The following is a 13,563-nucleotide window of genomic DNA, read 5'->3' on the forward strand; positions in this document are numbered from 1 at the left end:
GGGGAAGAGGAGCCCTGTATGGATGCCAATCTGTTGCACGACATTATTTTCTACGTGATGTACGCCGCGCTGGCGATCGCGCTGGTGATCATCATCGAACGCACGCTGTACTTCGCCTATACCCAGCGCCAGGCGCGCCGGCTGGAGCAGGCGCTGACGCCGGAGGTGCGCCGCGCGGCCGATCTGCCGGACGAGCTGACCCAGCGCAACAGCCTGCCGATGGCGGTGATCGCGCCGGTGCTGGCGCAGAAACACCGCGCCGGCGATCGCGAGGCGATCGGCGATCTGATCGACGCCCAGTACCTGCTGAGCAAGCCGCCTATGGCGCGCGGCCTGTGGCTGCTGGAAACCGTGGTCACCGCCGCGCCGCTGCTGGGGCTGCTGGGCACGGTGATGGGGATCATCGAAACCTTCAAGGCGCTGGCCGCTTCGGGCGTCTCCGAGCCGAGCCTGGTGTCGGCCGGGATGGGCACCGCGCTGTACGCCACTGGTCTCGGCATCGCCATCGCGCTGCTGTGCCTGGTGGCCAACAACTTCCTGCAGAGCCGCATGGAGCGCATCAACGAGCTGCTGAAGGTGCTGCTGATCCGCGCCGGTCAACCGGCCAGCCGCCCGGAGAGCGGCAGCGGCGAACAATGGGTTGACAGCGGGGCGCCGCGCTATGCCTAATGGCCATCCAACACGGCGGCCGTTCGGCCGCCTTTATACGGCATTGTGGGGCGGTTGTTTGTTGATGTTGAGCCAGAGCGCTGCGGCGCGTTTTGCGATTCCCGGTTATGAGCTGGTGTATACCGCACCGGTAGAAACTGCGCTGCAGGCCGACGACCTGCGCAACACCGCCGAGGTGTGGCGCGAGATGTTCGACGCGGCGAAAACCCGCATCGATCTGGGGCAGTTTTACGTGGCGAATCAGGACGGCTCCTTGCTGGACGGCGTGCTGCAGCGCCTGAAGGCGGCCGGTGAGCGCGGGGTGAAAATCCGTTTCCTGATGGAGGAGAAAGGCATCCGCAACTCCACCGCCGAGACGCTGGAACAGCTGAAGGCGATCCCCAATCTGGAGCTGCGCATCATTCCTTACCAGAAGCTGAGCGGCGGCATCCTGCACGCCAAATATCTGCTGGTGGACGGCGAGCAGGCGTTTGTCGGCAGCCAGAACTTCGACTGGCGCGCGCTGGAGCATATTCACGAAACCGGGCTGCGCATCAGCGACGCCAGGGTGGTGGGGCAAATTCAGGCGATCTTCGAACAGGACTGGCGGGCGCAGGCGCTGTTGGCGCAGGATAAGCCGGTGCCGGCGCTGCCCGATGCGCCGCCGACCGCGCCCCCGCAGGGCAACTATCTGGTGGCCAGCCCGCGCGCCTACAACCCGGCGGGGGTGATTGACTCACAGGCCGAGTTGCCGCGCCTGCTGGCCGACGCCAAACGGCGGGTGCGGGTGCAGGTGATGGACTACGCGCCGCTGTCGTTCGGCCCGGAGCACAGTCGCCCCTTCTATGCGGTGATCGACAACGCGCTGCGCAGTGCGGCGGCGCGCGGCGTGCAGATCGAGCTGATGGTGGCCAACTGGAACACCAAAAAGCCGGATATCGCCTGGCTGAAGAGCCTGGCGCTGGTGCCGAACGTGCAGATCAAGGTGGTGACCATTCCGCCGGCCAGCAGCGGCTTCATCCCGTTTGCCCGGGTGATCCACAGCAAGCTGATGACCATCGATGATGAGATTGCCTGGGTGGGCACCAGCAACTGGACCGGCGGCTATCTGGACAACTCGCGCAATCTGGAGCTGGTGCTGCACAGCGCGGCGATGAGCGGGCGGTTGGACCAGCTGTATCAACAGCTGTGGGACAGCGTCTACGCCGAGCCGTTGAAGCTGGATTACGATTACCCGACGCCCAAGCCGGGCGGCGGATCCTGATAAGCAGGGCGCGGTTAATCCCCGCGCCCCGTTTTTTTATCGCCGCCAGCCGGCCTTCTCCAGCGCCGTCACCAGCTGCTCGGCGCTCAGCCCTTCCGCCCGATGGCCGTTGCCGCTGACGCTATTGGCCGCCAGCAGCGCATTGACGATCGCCTCTTCCACCGCTTCCGCCGCCGCCGCGAACAGCGCCGAAATGTAGTCGTTGTTCACCATGCGCAGCGGCGTGGTGAAATCGCCTTTATTGGCGTAGTCGGCGGGCGGCAGGCCGTCGTTGCCGGTGGCGAAGGCGATAAAGATATCGCCGCTCGAATCCTCGGTGCCGCCGCCGGTGCGGGCGATGCCGATGCTGGCGCGCTGCGCCAGCCGCGCGCACTGGTGCGGCAGCAGTGGCGCGTCGGTGGCCAGCGCCACCACGATGGAGCCCATGCCGGGATGCGGCAACTGCGGCGTGAACGGCGAGGGGATATGCCCCAGGTGGCGGCCCACCGGATAACCGCCGACCAGCAGCGACTCGCGCTTGCCGTGGTTGGCCTGCACGATGGCGCCCACCGTCCAGCCACCCTGATCGGCGGGCAAGCGGCGCGATGCGGTGCCGCTGCCGCCCTTGAACTCATGACAGATCATGCCGCTGCCGCCGCCGACCGCGCCTTCCTGCGGCAAGCCGCCACGGGCCGCCTGCTGCGCCTGGCGCACGTGCTCGGCCTTGACGTGAAAGCCGTTGATGTCGTTGAGCAGGCCATCGAAGGTTTCCATCACCACCGGCATATTCCAGTACACCGCGTTGTCGCTCGCGGGCAGCGCTTCGCGTTCCAGCGCGATCAGCGCATCGCGCACTACCCCCACGCTGTGGGTGTTGGTGAAGGCGATCGGGCTGGTCAGCAGCCCCGCTTCACGCACCCATTCCAGGCCGGTGGCGTCGCCGTTGCCGTTCAGCACGTGCACGCCGGCAAAGCAGGGGGCGTGGCGGGCGGAGCCGGGGCGCGGTTCGATCACCGTCACGCCGGTGCGCACGTTGCGCCCGTCCGCCAAATCGGCATGAAGGCTGGCATGGCCGACGCGCACGCCGGGCACGTCGGTGATGGCGTTCAGCGGGCCGGGCGTGCCCTGGCCGATGGTGATGCCCAGATCCTGAGCGCGCTGCGTCATGGTTATTCTCCTTCTATTGAGGGGGCGGCGAGGGGCGCCGTCTGGCGGCCGCGCAAGTGGTTCAGCGCCAGCCCGAAGCCGATGATGCCGGCAATGATAATAAAGTCTTTCAGGCTGCTGGCGATCAAAATCGTCCACAGCACGTACAGGCAGCACAGCAGCGCCGCCGCCACCGGCAGCGGCCACAGCGGCATCAGGTACGGGTGATGGAAGTGGCGGCGACGGCGGCTGATCAGCGCCGCCACCGCCATGATGATGTACACCAGCAGCAGCAGGATCACGGTGAACGAGGTCAGCGATTCGAGATCGGAGCAAAACGCCAACAGCGCCGAGGGCACGCCGAACAGCAGGGTAGCGATCCAGGGGGTGCCGAAGCGCGGGTGGATGATTTTCAGCGCCCGGTTGAACGCCGGCAGCCAGAAACCGTCGCGCCCGCTGGCGAACATCATGCGGCTGAACTGCGCCACGATGGCGATAATGGCGTTGAACACCGACAGATAAATCGCGCCGCTCACCACCCGCGCCAGCGTCGGGCCGCCGAGCTGGGTGACCACATAGCCGACCGGGTCGGCCTGTTTGGCCATCTCCGCCAGCGACGGCGAGCCGATCAGCAGGGCGGTGAACGGCACCAGTTCCACCAGCACCACGATGACCAGCGTCAGCATGATCGCCATCGCCATCGGTTTGCCCTGCTCGCGCATATCTTCCGCCATGTACACCGCCGCGCCGTAGCCGTTGTAGGAGAACAGCGCGACCCCGACCATGGCGACGATCAGCGGCAGCGACACCGGCGCCAGGCTGCCCTGCGCGTCCAGCATCACCGGCGCGGTGAGGATCTCCGCGCTTTGATGCGGATGGCTGAAACCGAGCCAGGCGATCAGCGCCAGCACCGCCACTTCCACCACCAGAAAGGCGCCGGTCAGCAGGGCGTTGGCCTTGATGTTGAAAATGGCGCAGGCGCCGCCGATCAGCACGGTGATCATGCCGGCGGTGGAGGCGTCGAATGAGGTGCCCAGCGCGGTATTCAGATAGGGTACGGCGCCGGTGGCCAGCACCGCCGGCACGAACAGCGCGGCGCTGAGAATAAACAGATAGGTCTGCAACCCGCACAGGGTGCCGAACAGGCGTTTGATGATGCTGTATTCGCCGCCGGCGCTGGGGTGCGCGGCGCCGAGCTCGGCATAGCACAGCGCGATGGTGGCGGCGACGCAGGCGGCGATCAGAAACGACAGAAAGGCGCCGCTGCCGGCGCTGGCGATCGCCAGCGGGGCGATGACGAAGATCGAACTGGCCGGCGTCACGCCGGACGCGGTGATCATCACCACGTCGAGGACGCTGAGATTGCCTTTGAAGGTGTGTTCAGGGGCGGACTCTTGCATGGTTAACGACTCCATTAACGTGTGAGTGAATTATTGTTTTGCTGCACAGGCTGTACGCAGGAATCAAATGGAGCGCGAGAAATGCCGGGGAGCGTTGCTCCCCGGAAGTTTATTGTTCTTATGTGTTACCCCTGCCCCGACGGGAAGCTGAAGCTGGCGCGCCGGGCGTCGCCGGAGGCCGGCCAGCGCTGGGTCACGGTTTTGCGTTTGGTGTAGAACCTGACCGCGTCCGGGCCGTAGGCGTGCAGATCGCCAAACAGTGAGCGCTTCCAGCCGCCGAACGAGTGGTAGGCCACCGGCACCGGCAGCGCCACGTTGATCCCCACCATGCCGACCTGAATGCGGCTGGAGAAGTAACGCGCCGCTTCGCCGTCGCGGGTGAACAGGCAGGTGCCGTTACCGTATTCGTGGGCGTCGATCAAGGCCATCGCCTCTTGCAGCGACGCCGCGCGCACCACGCCAAGCACCGGGCCGAAGATCTCTTCCTGATAGATGCGCATGCCGGGCGTCACGCGGTCGAACAGCGTCGGGCCGAGGAAATACCCCTGGCTGGGGCGGCCGTCGGCGTCCGTCACGCGCAGTTCGCGGCCGTCCACCAGCAGCTCGGCGCCTTCGGCCACGCCCTGATCGATATAGCCTTTCACCTTCTGATAATGCTGTTGGGTCACCAGCGGCCCCATGTCGTTGCGGTTGTCGCTGCCGGGGCCGACGCGCATGGCGGCCATCTGTTGCCGCAGCCCGGCGATCAGCGCGTCGGCGGTGCCGTCGCCCACCGCGACCACCAGCGGAATGGCCATGCAGCGCTGGCCGCAGGAGCCGAACGCCGCGCCCATCAGCGCGCCGACCGCGCCGGGGATATCGGCGTCCGGCAGCACCACCGCATGGTTCTTGGCGCCGCCCAGCGCCTGTACCCGTTTGTTCTGCGCGCAGCCGGTGTGATAAATGTGTTCCGCCACCGGCGTCGAACCGACGAAGCTTATCGCCTTCACGCGCCCGTCATGCAGCAGCGTCTCCACCGCTTCGCGATCGCCGTTGACCACGTTGAGCACCCCCGGCGGCAGCCCGGCCTCCGCCGCCAGCCGCGCGATATACAGCGCGGCGGAGGGCACGCGCTCGGAAGGCTTCAGCACGAAGGTGTTGCCGCAGGCGACCGCCATCGGCCACATCCACAGCGGCACCATCGCCGGGAAGTTGAACGGCGTGATGCCCGCCACCACCCCGAGCGGTTGAAACTCGCTCCAGCTGTCGATGCCTGGGCCGGCCTCTTTGCTGTGTTCGCCTTTCAGCAGTTCCGGCACATAGCCGGCGTATTCGATATTCTCGATGCCGCGCTGCAGTTCGCCCAGGGCGTCGCTGAGCACTTTGCCGTGCTCGGCGGTGATCAATTGGCAGACGGCGTCAGCATGCTGCTCCAGCAGATCCTTTAGCTTCATCATGATGCGCGCGCGTTTCAGCGGCGGGGTATCGCGCCAGGCGGGATAGGCCTGTTCGGCGGCGGCGATGGCGCGCTCCACCGTGGCGCGGTCGGCCAGCTGCACCTCCTGCGCCGATTGGCCGGTGGCCGGGTCGTAAACCGGCTGGCTGCGTTCGCCGCCGGTGGCAGGCTCGCCGTTGATCCAATGGGTAATGGTCATGATTCTCTCCTTATTCGGTGGCGTTGAGGGCGTCGCCGACGGCGTTGATCAGCGCATCGATCTGCGCCTCGCTGCTGATGAACGGCGGCGCCAACTGCAGGGTGTCGCCGCCGTAGCGCACGTAAAATCCGCTTTCCCAGCAGCGCATCGCCGCCTCGAAGGGGCGCCGCGCCGGTTCGCCGGGCCGCGCCGCCAGCGTGATGCCGGCCGCCAGACCGATATTGCGAATGTCGGCGACGTGTTTGGCTCCTTGCAGGCTGTGCACCGCGCGCTCGAAATAGGGCGCCAGCGCCTGCACGCGCTCCACCATCTGTTCGCGCTGCAGGATGTCCAGCGTCGCCAGCGCGACCGCGCAGCTGACCGGATGAGCGGAGTAGGTGTAGCCGTGCGGGAATTCGAGCTGGTAGTCCGGCTCGCCGCCGTTCATGAAGGTGCGGTAGATCTCCGGCCGCACCACCACCGCGCCCATCGGCTGCGCGCCGTTGGTCACCTGTTTGGCGATGTTCATGATGTCCGGCGTGACGCCGAACGCCTCGGCGCCGGTCATCGCGCCGCAGCGGCCGAAGGCGGTGATCACTTCGTCGAAGATCAGCAGAATGTCATGCTGGGTGCAGATCTCGCGCAGGCGCTGCAGATAGCCGACCGGCGGCACGATCACCCCGGCGGAGCCGGAGAACGGTTCGACGATCACCGCGGCGATCGTCGAGGCGTCGCGCAGCGCGATGATGCGGCTGAGCTCATCCGCCAGCTCCACCCCCTGTTGCGGCATGCCGCGCGAAAAGGCGTTGCCGGCCAGCAGGGTGTGCGGCAGATGATCCGCCTCGGCGCCGGCGCCGAACGTCTTGCGGTTGCCGGCGATGCCGCCGACCGAGATGCCGCCGAAGTTAACGCCGTGGTAGCCCTTTTCCCGGCCGATAAAGCAGGTTTTGCCCGCCTGGCCTTTGGCGCGCCAGTAAGCGCGCGCCATTTTCAGCGAGGTGTCCGCCGCTTCCGAGCCGGAGCCGGTGAAGAATACGTAATCCAGCCCCGCTGGCGTCAGCGCCTTGATCTGGTTGGCCAGCTCGAACGACAGCGGGTGGCCGAACTGAAACGCCGGCGAGTAATCCAGCGTCGCCAGCTGGCGCTGGGCGGCGTCGGTGATTTCCTGCCGGCCGTGCCCCAATCCGCAGCACCACAATCCGGACAGGCCATCGAAAATCTTTCTGCCGTCGTGGCTGGTGTAATACGCCCCTGCGGCCTGAGTAATGATGCGCGGCTGCGCTTTAAAATTGCGGTTGCCGGTAAAAGGCATCCAATGGGCTTCTAACCCTGCGGCATCGAGACGATTAAGCGAATAATTTTCAGCGGCCATGTTTTCCTCCGGGCAGGAAAATAAGTGCGATTAATTAAATAAAATGAGTTGTTAACGAATTGTTGTGCGAAATTGACTATGTACCGCTTGTTCTCTACTGTGAATAATCATATGTCGAAACTTACTTAAGGTTTTATGCAAGTAAAAAAGCGCGCGTTGCTGGGACAATTGTCGGATATGGATCTGCGTTTGCTGCGGGTATTCAAGGCCGTGGTCGACTGCGGCGGCATGAGCGCCGCCGAACTGGAGCTGAACATCAGCCTGTCGACCATCAGCAAGCACATCAAGGATCTGGAACAGCGGCTGGGCCTGACGCTGTGCCAGCGCGGGCGCGAGGGCTTTGCGGTCACCGATGAGGGGCTGTTGATCTACCAGGAAACGGTCAACCTGCTGGCGGCCACCGAGGCCTTCCGTCGCGGAGTGGACGAGGTGCACCAGCGCATGGGCGGGCAGCTGCATGTGGCGATATTCGACCATACGGTCAGCAATCCGCAGGCGCAGATCGGCCGGGCTATCGCGTTATTCAGCGAGCGCGCGCCGGAGGTTTCTTTGCAAATGTATGTGGAGCCGATTAATACCATTGAACGCGGCGTTATTGACGGGCAATTTCAGGTTGGGGTTATTCCCATGCACCGCAGCGCGGAAAGTTTATCTTATCATTCGTTATTCAGTGAGAGGATGTTCTTATATTGCGGCGCGCAGCATGAATTATTTTCCGGCCCCCATGAAACATTAAATTGGGATCTGCTGCACAATTATGCCTTCGCCGGATTAGGCTATCATTCGCCGAATATGGAACTGAGCCTGCAGCAACATTTGCATCGCAAGGCGACGGGGTTTGCGCAGGAGTCGATAGCGACGTTAATTCTGTCCGGCAAATACGTCGGCTTTCTGCCGGATCACTACGCGGCGTTTTTTGTGGCGCAGAACCTGATGCGGGCGATCAAACCGGCGCTGTTCCGCTATCACTGCGAATACTCCAGCGTGCTGCGCCGCTCGCCGGTGCCGCAACGGGTGGTGAAGCTGTTCCATGAGTGCCTGCTGGCGGCCCACGGAACAGCGTGACGCTTACTGCTCTTTCTTCTTGCCGAAGATTCTGATCAGCGCGCCGACCAGGATGCCGACCGCGATGCCGGCGAAGATCCAGCCGATGATGCCCATTTCCTTACTCCTGCTAGTGCGTTGGTCTGATTATACCCGTCATACTTGAAACTGCATCTGTGTTGGCTGCGAGTGCGTACGCCAGTCACTTACTTGAGTAAGCTCCTGGCGAGCCGCCTCTTGCCGCCGGGATGCAGCTCCAACTATTTAGGGTAGATATCATCATTCGACGCGAAACGCCTCTTCGATCATCCGTTGCCGCTGCGCCGGTGCATAGTCGATCCAGGAATTCTTGCTGTTGGATTTCTCCAGCGCCACCGCCAATTCCTGGCCGGAAATCGGCAAATCGTCCTGCCAGAATGGCGCGATGGCGTGGCGGGTGATGAAATCGGTCAGGTAGCTCTCCGGGCTGCCCTGCCAGTGCGGGTACAGGCGCGCGGCCAGCTCGGCCATCAGCGCGCGCTGCTGCGGCTGTTCGCTGCTTTCCAGCAGGGTGAGGAACGGCAGCAGCAGGCGGCCGCAGACCTGGCCGTGATGGTAGTCGCGCAGCGCGCCGATCTCGCCGGCGATGCCGTGAATGACCCCCAGCCCGGCGGCGCTCAGCGTTAGCCCCCCGAGGTACGAAGCCTGCATAATCGCTTCGCGCGCCGCGTCGCTGCGGTTGAGCGCCGGCCAGGCAGCGAGGAAGTGGCGGATGCCGCTCAGCGACATATCGCGCGTCATGGCGCCGGCGGTTTTCGACAGATAGGCCTCGAACAGGTGGGTGAAGGCGTCGATGGCGCAGTAGGCCAGCACCTTGTCCGGCGCGCCGGCCAGCAGCTGCGGATCGAGAATGGCGGTGTGCGGCACGAAGTTATTATGGCGCAGCGAGGCTTTCACTTTGCTGACCTGGGTATCGGTGATCACCGCGTTCTGCGTCACCTCGCTGCCGGTGCCGGCGGTGGTGGGAATGGCGATCAGCGGCAGGGTGGCGCCGCTGATTTTGCTGTCGCCCACCTTTTCCATATAGCGCAGCGTCGGCAGCGGGTGCTCCACCAGCGCGGAGAACGCCTTGGCGGCGTCCAGCACGCTGCCGCCGCCGATGGCCACCACGCGCCGCGCCTGGCCGCGCCAGCGCGCCACCCAGGCGTCTATTTCCTGCGGCGACGCCTCGTGGCTGACGATTTCGGTGCCGATGAACAGCGGTGCCAACGCTTCGCGCAGGCCGGCGTACACCGGACCGTTGAGAAAAGAGCGGCAGCTGAACAGCAGCGTCGGCTGCGGATCGGCCAGCAGCAGCGGCGGCAGCTGCTGGATGCTGCCGTGGCCGAACCAGGTCTGGCGGTTGGCGATGATATGGCTGACGGACATGAGGTCTCCTTGACGGCGTTGCGGGGCGCGATGCCACAGCATAAGCCAGCGGGCGCGGAGCGGCCACCGCTTTCCCCGCCGCGGCAACCTGTGAGTTGTTTAACATGTAAACGATGTCGTTCTTGCATTTCGGCGCGCCGGATGCTTTTTTTAACAGTACCGGCCGTAGTACGGCCAACACCATCCGAAATCGGTAGATTGTTAATGTATTAATAATGGCGAGGCGGGTATGGATATTCAGGTTGAACGCTTGTCTGCGGTGATCGATGCGGTGGCCAGCCCGCGTTTTTATCCCAGCCTGCTGAACTGGCTGGAAGGGTTTTTCGCCTTCGACAACGCCATCGTCTATGCCTTCGAACGCGGCCGGCCGCCGCGCTGCCTGATCAAAACCGAGCGGGAAAACAGCGACGCGGTCAACCAGATCTACCAGCAGGGCGCCTACCTGCAGGATCCGTTTTACCGCGCGCTGAACGACGGCGGCGAAGGCGAGGTGCTGACGCTGCGCCAGCTGGCGCCCTGTGGGTTTTATCACAGCGACTATTACCGTAACTTTTATCGCAAGACCGGCTGGCACGACGAGGCCGGCGTGCTGCTGCAATTGACGCCGGAGCGCGGGCTGGGGGTATTTTTCGGCTCGGCGCGCCGCACGGTGGCGGTGCGTTACCCGCAGCGGGCGGATCTGCGCAGCGCGCTGACGCTGGTAAAAAGCGTGGCGCGGCTGCACGGCGAAGTGGTGGCGGCACCGGCCGAGGCCGACACGGAGAACCACGACGGCGCGCAGGCGCGCTATCTGTTGACGCCGCGCGAGCGCGAGATCGTCGATCTGATCCTCGCCGGCTGCGGTTCGCAGCAGATCGCCGACCGGCTGTTCATCAGCCTCGGCACGGTAAAAAATCACCGCAAGAACATCTACGGCAAGCTGAACATCGGCTCGCAGGCCGAACTGTTCAGTCTGCTGCTGACCGCCCCGCAGCGGCGCAGCGCGTGAATGTTAATTTTTTGTAGCGAATGTCCCTAAGGGGACATAGCGGACAATCCCACGGCTCCCGATAATCCGATGTCATGGCATAGGCAATCGGGAGTGCGGCAGTGAACAACGAAATCGAGTCCTTAACCTACTACGCGGCGACCAAAAAATACGATCTGCGCTTCCCGACGCTGGAAGAGGATCTGGACGTCGACGTGGTGATCATCGGCGGCGGCTTCTCCGGCATCAACACCGCGCTGGAGCTGGCGGAGAAGGGCATCACCAACATCGCCATCCTCGAAGGCCGCTATCTGGGCTACGGCGGCACCGGGCGCAACGGCGGCCAGGTGATGGCCGGCATCGGCCACGATCTGGAGAAGATCAAACGCCACGTCGGCCCGGCCGGGCTGGAAACCATCTTCAAGATCAGCAACCTCGGCGCCGGCATTATCCGCGAGCGCATCAAGAAATATGACATCGACGCCGACTTCTGCTTCGGCTACGGCTATCTCGGCAGCAACGCGCGTCAGGAGAAGACCCTGCGCGGCTGGCTGAAGGAGTTCAGGGCGGTGGCGCCGGAAGAGGAGATCGAGCTTTACACCGGGGCGGAGGTGAAGCAGGTGGTGGGCTCCGACGCCTACACCTGCGCGCTGAAACACATGGGCGGCGGCCACGTGCATTCGCTCAACCTGTTGCTGGGCGAGGCCAAGGCGCTGAGCGGCTACGGGGTGAAAATCTTCGAGAACAGCAGCGTGCTCAACGTGGAGTACGGGCCGCGCATCACGGTGCGCACCGCCATGGGCTCGGTGCGCGCCAACAAGATGCTGTGGGCCTGCAACGGCTTTCTCAACGGCATGGAACCGCAGATCTACCGCAAGACCATCAACACCTACGCCTTCCAGCTGGCCACCGAGCCGCTGTCTGACGATCTGATCCGTCAGATCAGCCCGATCCGCGGCGCCTACAGCGACATCCGCCCGGTGATCGACTATTACCGGGTGACCAATGAGAACCGGCTGCTGTTCGGCAGCGCCACCCGCCTGATCGAATATTTCCCGTCGGATCTCAAGGCCTGGAACCGCAACCTGATGCTGAAGGTGTTCCCGTACCTGAAAGACGTGAAGATCGATCTGGCCTGGGGCGGCCCGCTGTGCTGCAGCGCCAACCTGTTCCCGCAGATCGGCACGCTGCCGGATCGCGACAACGTGTTTTATGTGCAGGGCTACTCCGGCTTCGGCGTGACGCCGAGCCACATCGTGTGCAAGGTGCTGGCGGAGGGCATGAGCGAAGGATCCGATCGCTACGATCTGATGAGCTCGATCCCGCACGTCAACATCTTCGGCAAAGACAAGCTGCGGCGAGTGATGACCACCGCCGGTAAGGTTTGGCACCAGACATCCGGCTACTGGAAAGGCCGCCGTTAACCCTCAGAGGAGAATGACATGAAACCGTTACTGCTTAAACAACCGCTGCCGGAACTGCTGGAGATCGGCAGCGTCAGCAACCTGGGCGCCACGGTGATCGCCGGCACGCCAAACGTCGGCGTGGCCAGCATCTTCGGCGAACCGACCGACAACCTGAACTGCGGCGTGTTCAGCTGCACCCGCGGCAGCTTCGTGATGGAGTACCCGTTCGCCGAGCACGCCACGGTGTGGGAAGGCAGCGCCACCCTGACCAACGAACGCACCGGCGAATCGGTGCAGTATCAGGCCGGCGATTCCTGGTTCGTCGAGAAGGGCACCCCGGTGCGCTGGGACATCACCTCGGATCGCTTCGTCAAACACTACCTCGCCATCGTCGAGGGCTGACGCCGTCATGCCCCCCTCAGCAGGCTGAATGCCGAGGGGGAGCACCTTAACCTAACGCCCGCGCAATAAAGTCGGTTACCCGTTTGAGGATCTGATCCTTATTGGTTTCGTTAAAGCTCTCGTGCCGCCCGCCCGTGTTGATCATCCGTTCGAAATCGTCGCCCCGCAGGCGATCGAGCGCGGTTTGCGTTTCGCTCATCAGTACCAGCCGGTCGTCGTCGCCGTGGATCCACAGCGTAGGCAGCGCGCCGAACCCCGGCCCGGCGTTGATGGCGGCGAGGATCCGCTGCATGGCGTGCAGAGTGGGGCGTTTGAACGGCCCGTGCCACACCAGCGGATCCTCCTGATAGGCCGCGCCAACCGCCGGATCGCGCGCCAGGGTGGCGGTATCCAGCGGCGCGTCGGGGATCGTCGGCAACTCGGCCAGATCGGAAATCGCCGTTCTGTCGCCGAGCAGCGGGCCGGACAGCACCAATGCGCGCACCTCCTCGCCATAACGCTGCACGTAGCGGGTGGCGATCATGCCGCCCATCGAGTGGCCGATCACCACCAGCGGCAGCGTCGGATACTGTTGGCGAAGATGCTCGACCACGCGCTGAACGTCGTCGACCACGGCGTCATAATCCTCGATCAGCACGCGCTCGCCCTGCGACAGACCGTGGCCGAGATGGTCGGGGCCGAATACCCGCGCCCCCTGCGCCTGCAGTGTGCGCGCCACGTATTGATAGCGGCCGAGATGCTCGCCGTAGCCGTGCACCAGCAGCGCCAGATAGCGCGGCTTGTCGTTTCCCCAGTCGTGCACGGCGATGTCGCCGTGGCGGCCTTTGATAAAGCTGACGGTTTGTTCGGACATGTTATTGTTCTCATGATGGTAGGGTTGCCCTTCAGCGTAGCGGCTGGCGGCGAGCTTGTCAG

12 protein-coding genes are annotated in these 13,563 nt (G+C 64.2%); 6 read left to right on the forward strand and 6 right to left on the reverse strand.

Annotated features, from left to right (window positions below; translation table 11 throughout):
- Positions 1-18 precede the first annotated feature (18 nt).
- A complete protein-coding gene (locus AC2CGI_RS14300; RefSeq protein WP_004933236.1) occupies positions 19-669 on the forward strand; it encodes a MotA/TolQ/ExbB proton channel family protein in 651 nt (216 codons plus the stop codon).
- Positions 662-1,912 carry a phospholipase D-like domain-containing protein gene (locus AC2CGI_RS14305; RefSeq protein WP_076740910.1) on the forward strand — a complete coding sequence of 417 codons (1,251 nt, stop codon included), beginning with the start codon at positions 662-664 and terminating at the stop codon, positions 1,910-1,912. The genes AC2CGI_RS14300 and AC2CGI_RS14305 overlap by 8 nt, the downstream gene beginning before the upstream one ends.
- A 36-nt stretch (positions 1,913-1,948) precedes the next feature.
- Here AC2CGI_RS14305 and AC2CGI_RS14310 read toward each other — a convergent pair whose 3' ends face one another.
- The 4 genes from AC2CGI_RS14310 to aptA all read right to left on the reverse strand — a co-directional run bounded on the left by AC2CGI_RS14310 (position 1,949) and on the right by aptA (position 7,422).
- Complete coding sequence (locus AC2CGI_RS14310) at positions 1,949-3,058, reverse strand: DmpA family aminopeptidase (protein ID WP_076740911.1); 1,110 nt, start codon at positions 3,056-3,058, stop codon at positions 1,949-1,951.
- Between the two features lie 2 nt (positions 3,059-3,060).
- A complete protein-coding gene (locus AC2CGI_RS14315; protein WP_076740912.1) occupies positions 3,061-4,437 on the reverse strand; it encodes an APC family permease in 1,377 nt (458 codons plus the stop codon).
- 125 nt (positions 4,438-4,562) lie between these two features.
- Entirely contained in the window at positions 4,563-6,071 is a 1,509-nt protein-coding gene (locus AC2CGI_RS14320; protein ID WP_076740913.1) for a CoA-acylating methylmalonate-semialdehyde dehydrogenase, read from the reverse strand.
- A 10-nt stretch (positions 6,072-6,081) separates the two neighbouring features.
- Positions 6,082-7,422: an omega-aminotransferase AptA gene (gene aptA / locus AC2CGI_RS14325; RefSeq protein WP_076740914.1), complete on the reverse strand. Its 1,341-nt coding sequence runs from the start codon at positions 7,420-7,422 to the stop codon at positions 6,082-6,084.
- Positions 7,423-7,557: 135 nt separating this feature from the next.
- Here aptA and AC2CGI_RS14330 point away from each other — a divergent pair, with 135 nt between their 5' ends.
- Entirely contained in the window at positions 7,558-8,487 is a 930-nt protein-coding gene (locus tag AC2CGI_RS14330) for a LysR family transcriptional regulator (protein WP_021505270.1), read from the forward strand.
- 258 nt (positions 8,488-8,745) lie between these two features.
- On the opposite strand, the gene AC2CGI_RS14335 is transcribed toward AC2CGI_RS14330, so the two are convergent.
- Positions 8,746-9,873, reverse strand: coding sequence for an iron-containing alcohol dehydrogenase (locus AC2CGI_RS14335; protein ID WP_076740915.1), 1,128 nt, complete (start codon positions 9,871-9,873; stop codon positions 8,746-8,748).
- A gap of 229 nt (positions 9,874-10,102) precedes the next feature.
- Here AC2CGI_RS14335 and AC2CGI_RS14340 point away from each other — a divergent pair, with 229 nt between their 5' ends.
- The 3 genes from AC2CGI_RS14340 (at position 10,103) to AC2CGI_RS14350 (ending at position 12,648) form a co-directional block, all read left to right on the forward strand.
- Positions 10,103-10,861, forward strand: coding sequence for a helix-turn-helix transcriptional regulator (locus AC2CGI_RS14340; protein ID WP_015376515.1), 759 nt, complete (start codon positions 10,103-10,105; stop codon positions 10,859-10,861).
- A gap of 101 nt (positions 10,862-10,962) precedes the next feature.
- Positions 10,963-12,264 carry an NAD(P)/FAD-dependent oxidoreductase gene (locus tag AC2CGI_RS14345; protein ID WP_015376516.1) on the forward strand — a complete coding sequence of 434 codons (1,302 nt, stop codon included), beginning with the start codon at positions 10,963-10,965 and terminating at the stop codon, positions 12,262-12,264.
- A gap of 18 nt (positions 12,265-12,282) precedes the next feature.
- Positions 12,283-12,648, forward strand: coding sequence for a cupin domain-containing protein (locus tag AC2CGI_RS14350; RefSeq protein WP_015376517.1), 366 nt, complete (start codon positions 12,283-12,285; stop codon positions 12,646-12,648).
- A 46-nt stretch (positions 12,649-12,694) separates the two neighbouring features.
- Here the strand turns inward: AC2CGI_RS14350 and AC2CGI_RS14355 are convergent, their stop codons facing one another.
- Entirely contained in the window at positions 12,695-13,501 is an 807-nt protein-coding gene (locus AC2CGI_RS14355; protein ID WP_075684781.1) for an alpha/beta hydrolase, read from the reverse strand.
- Positions 13,502-13,563: the final 62 nt, after the last annotated feature.

The sequence above is a fragment of the Serratia sp. LSHTC3 genome, from assembly GCF_057197125.1.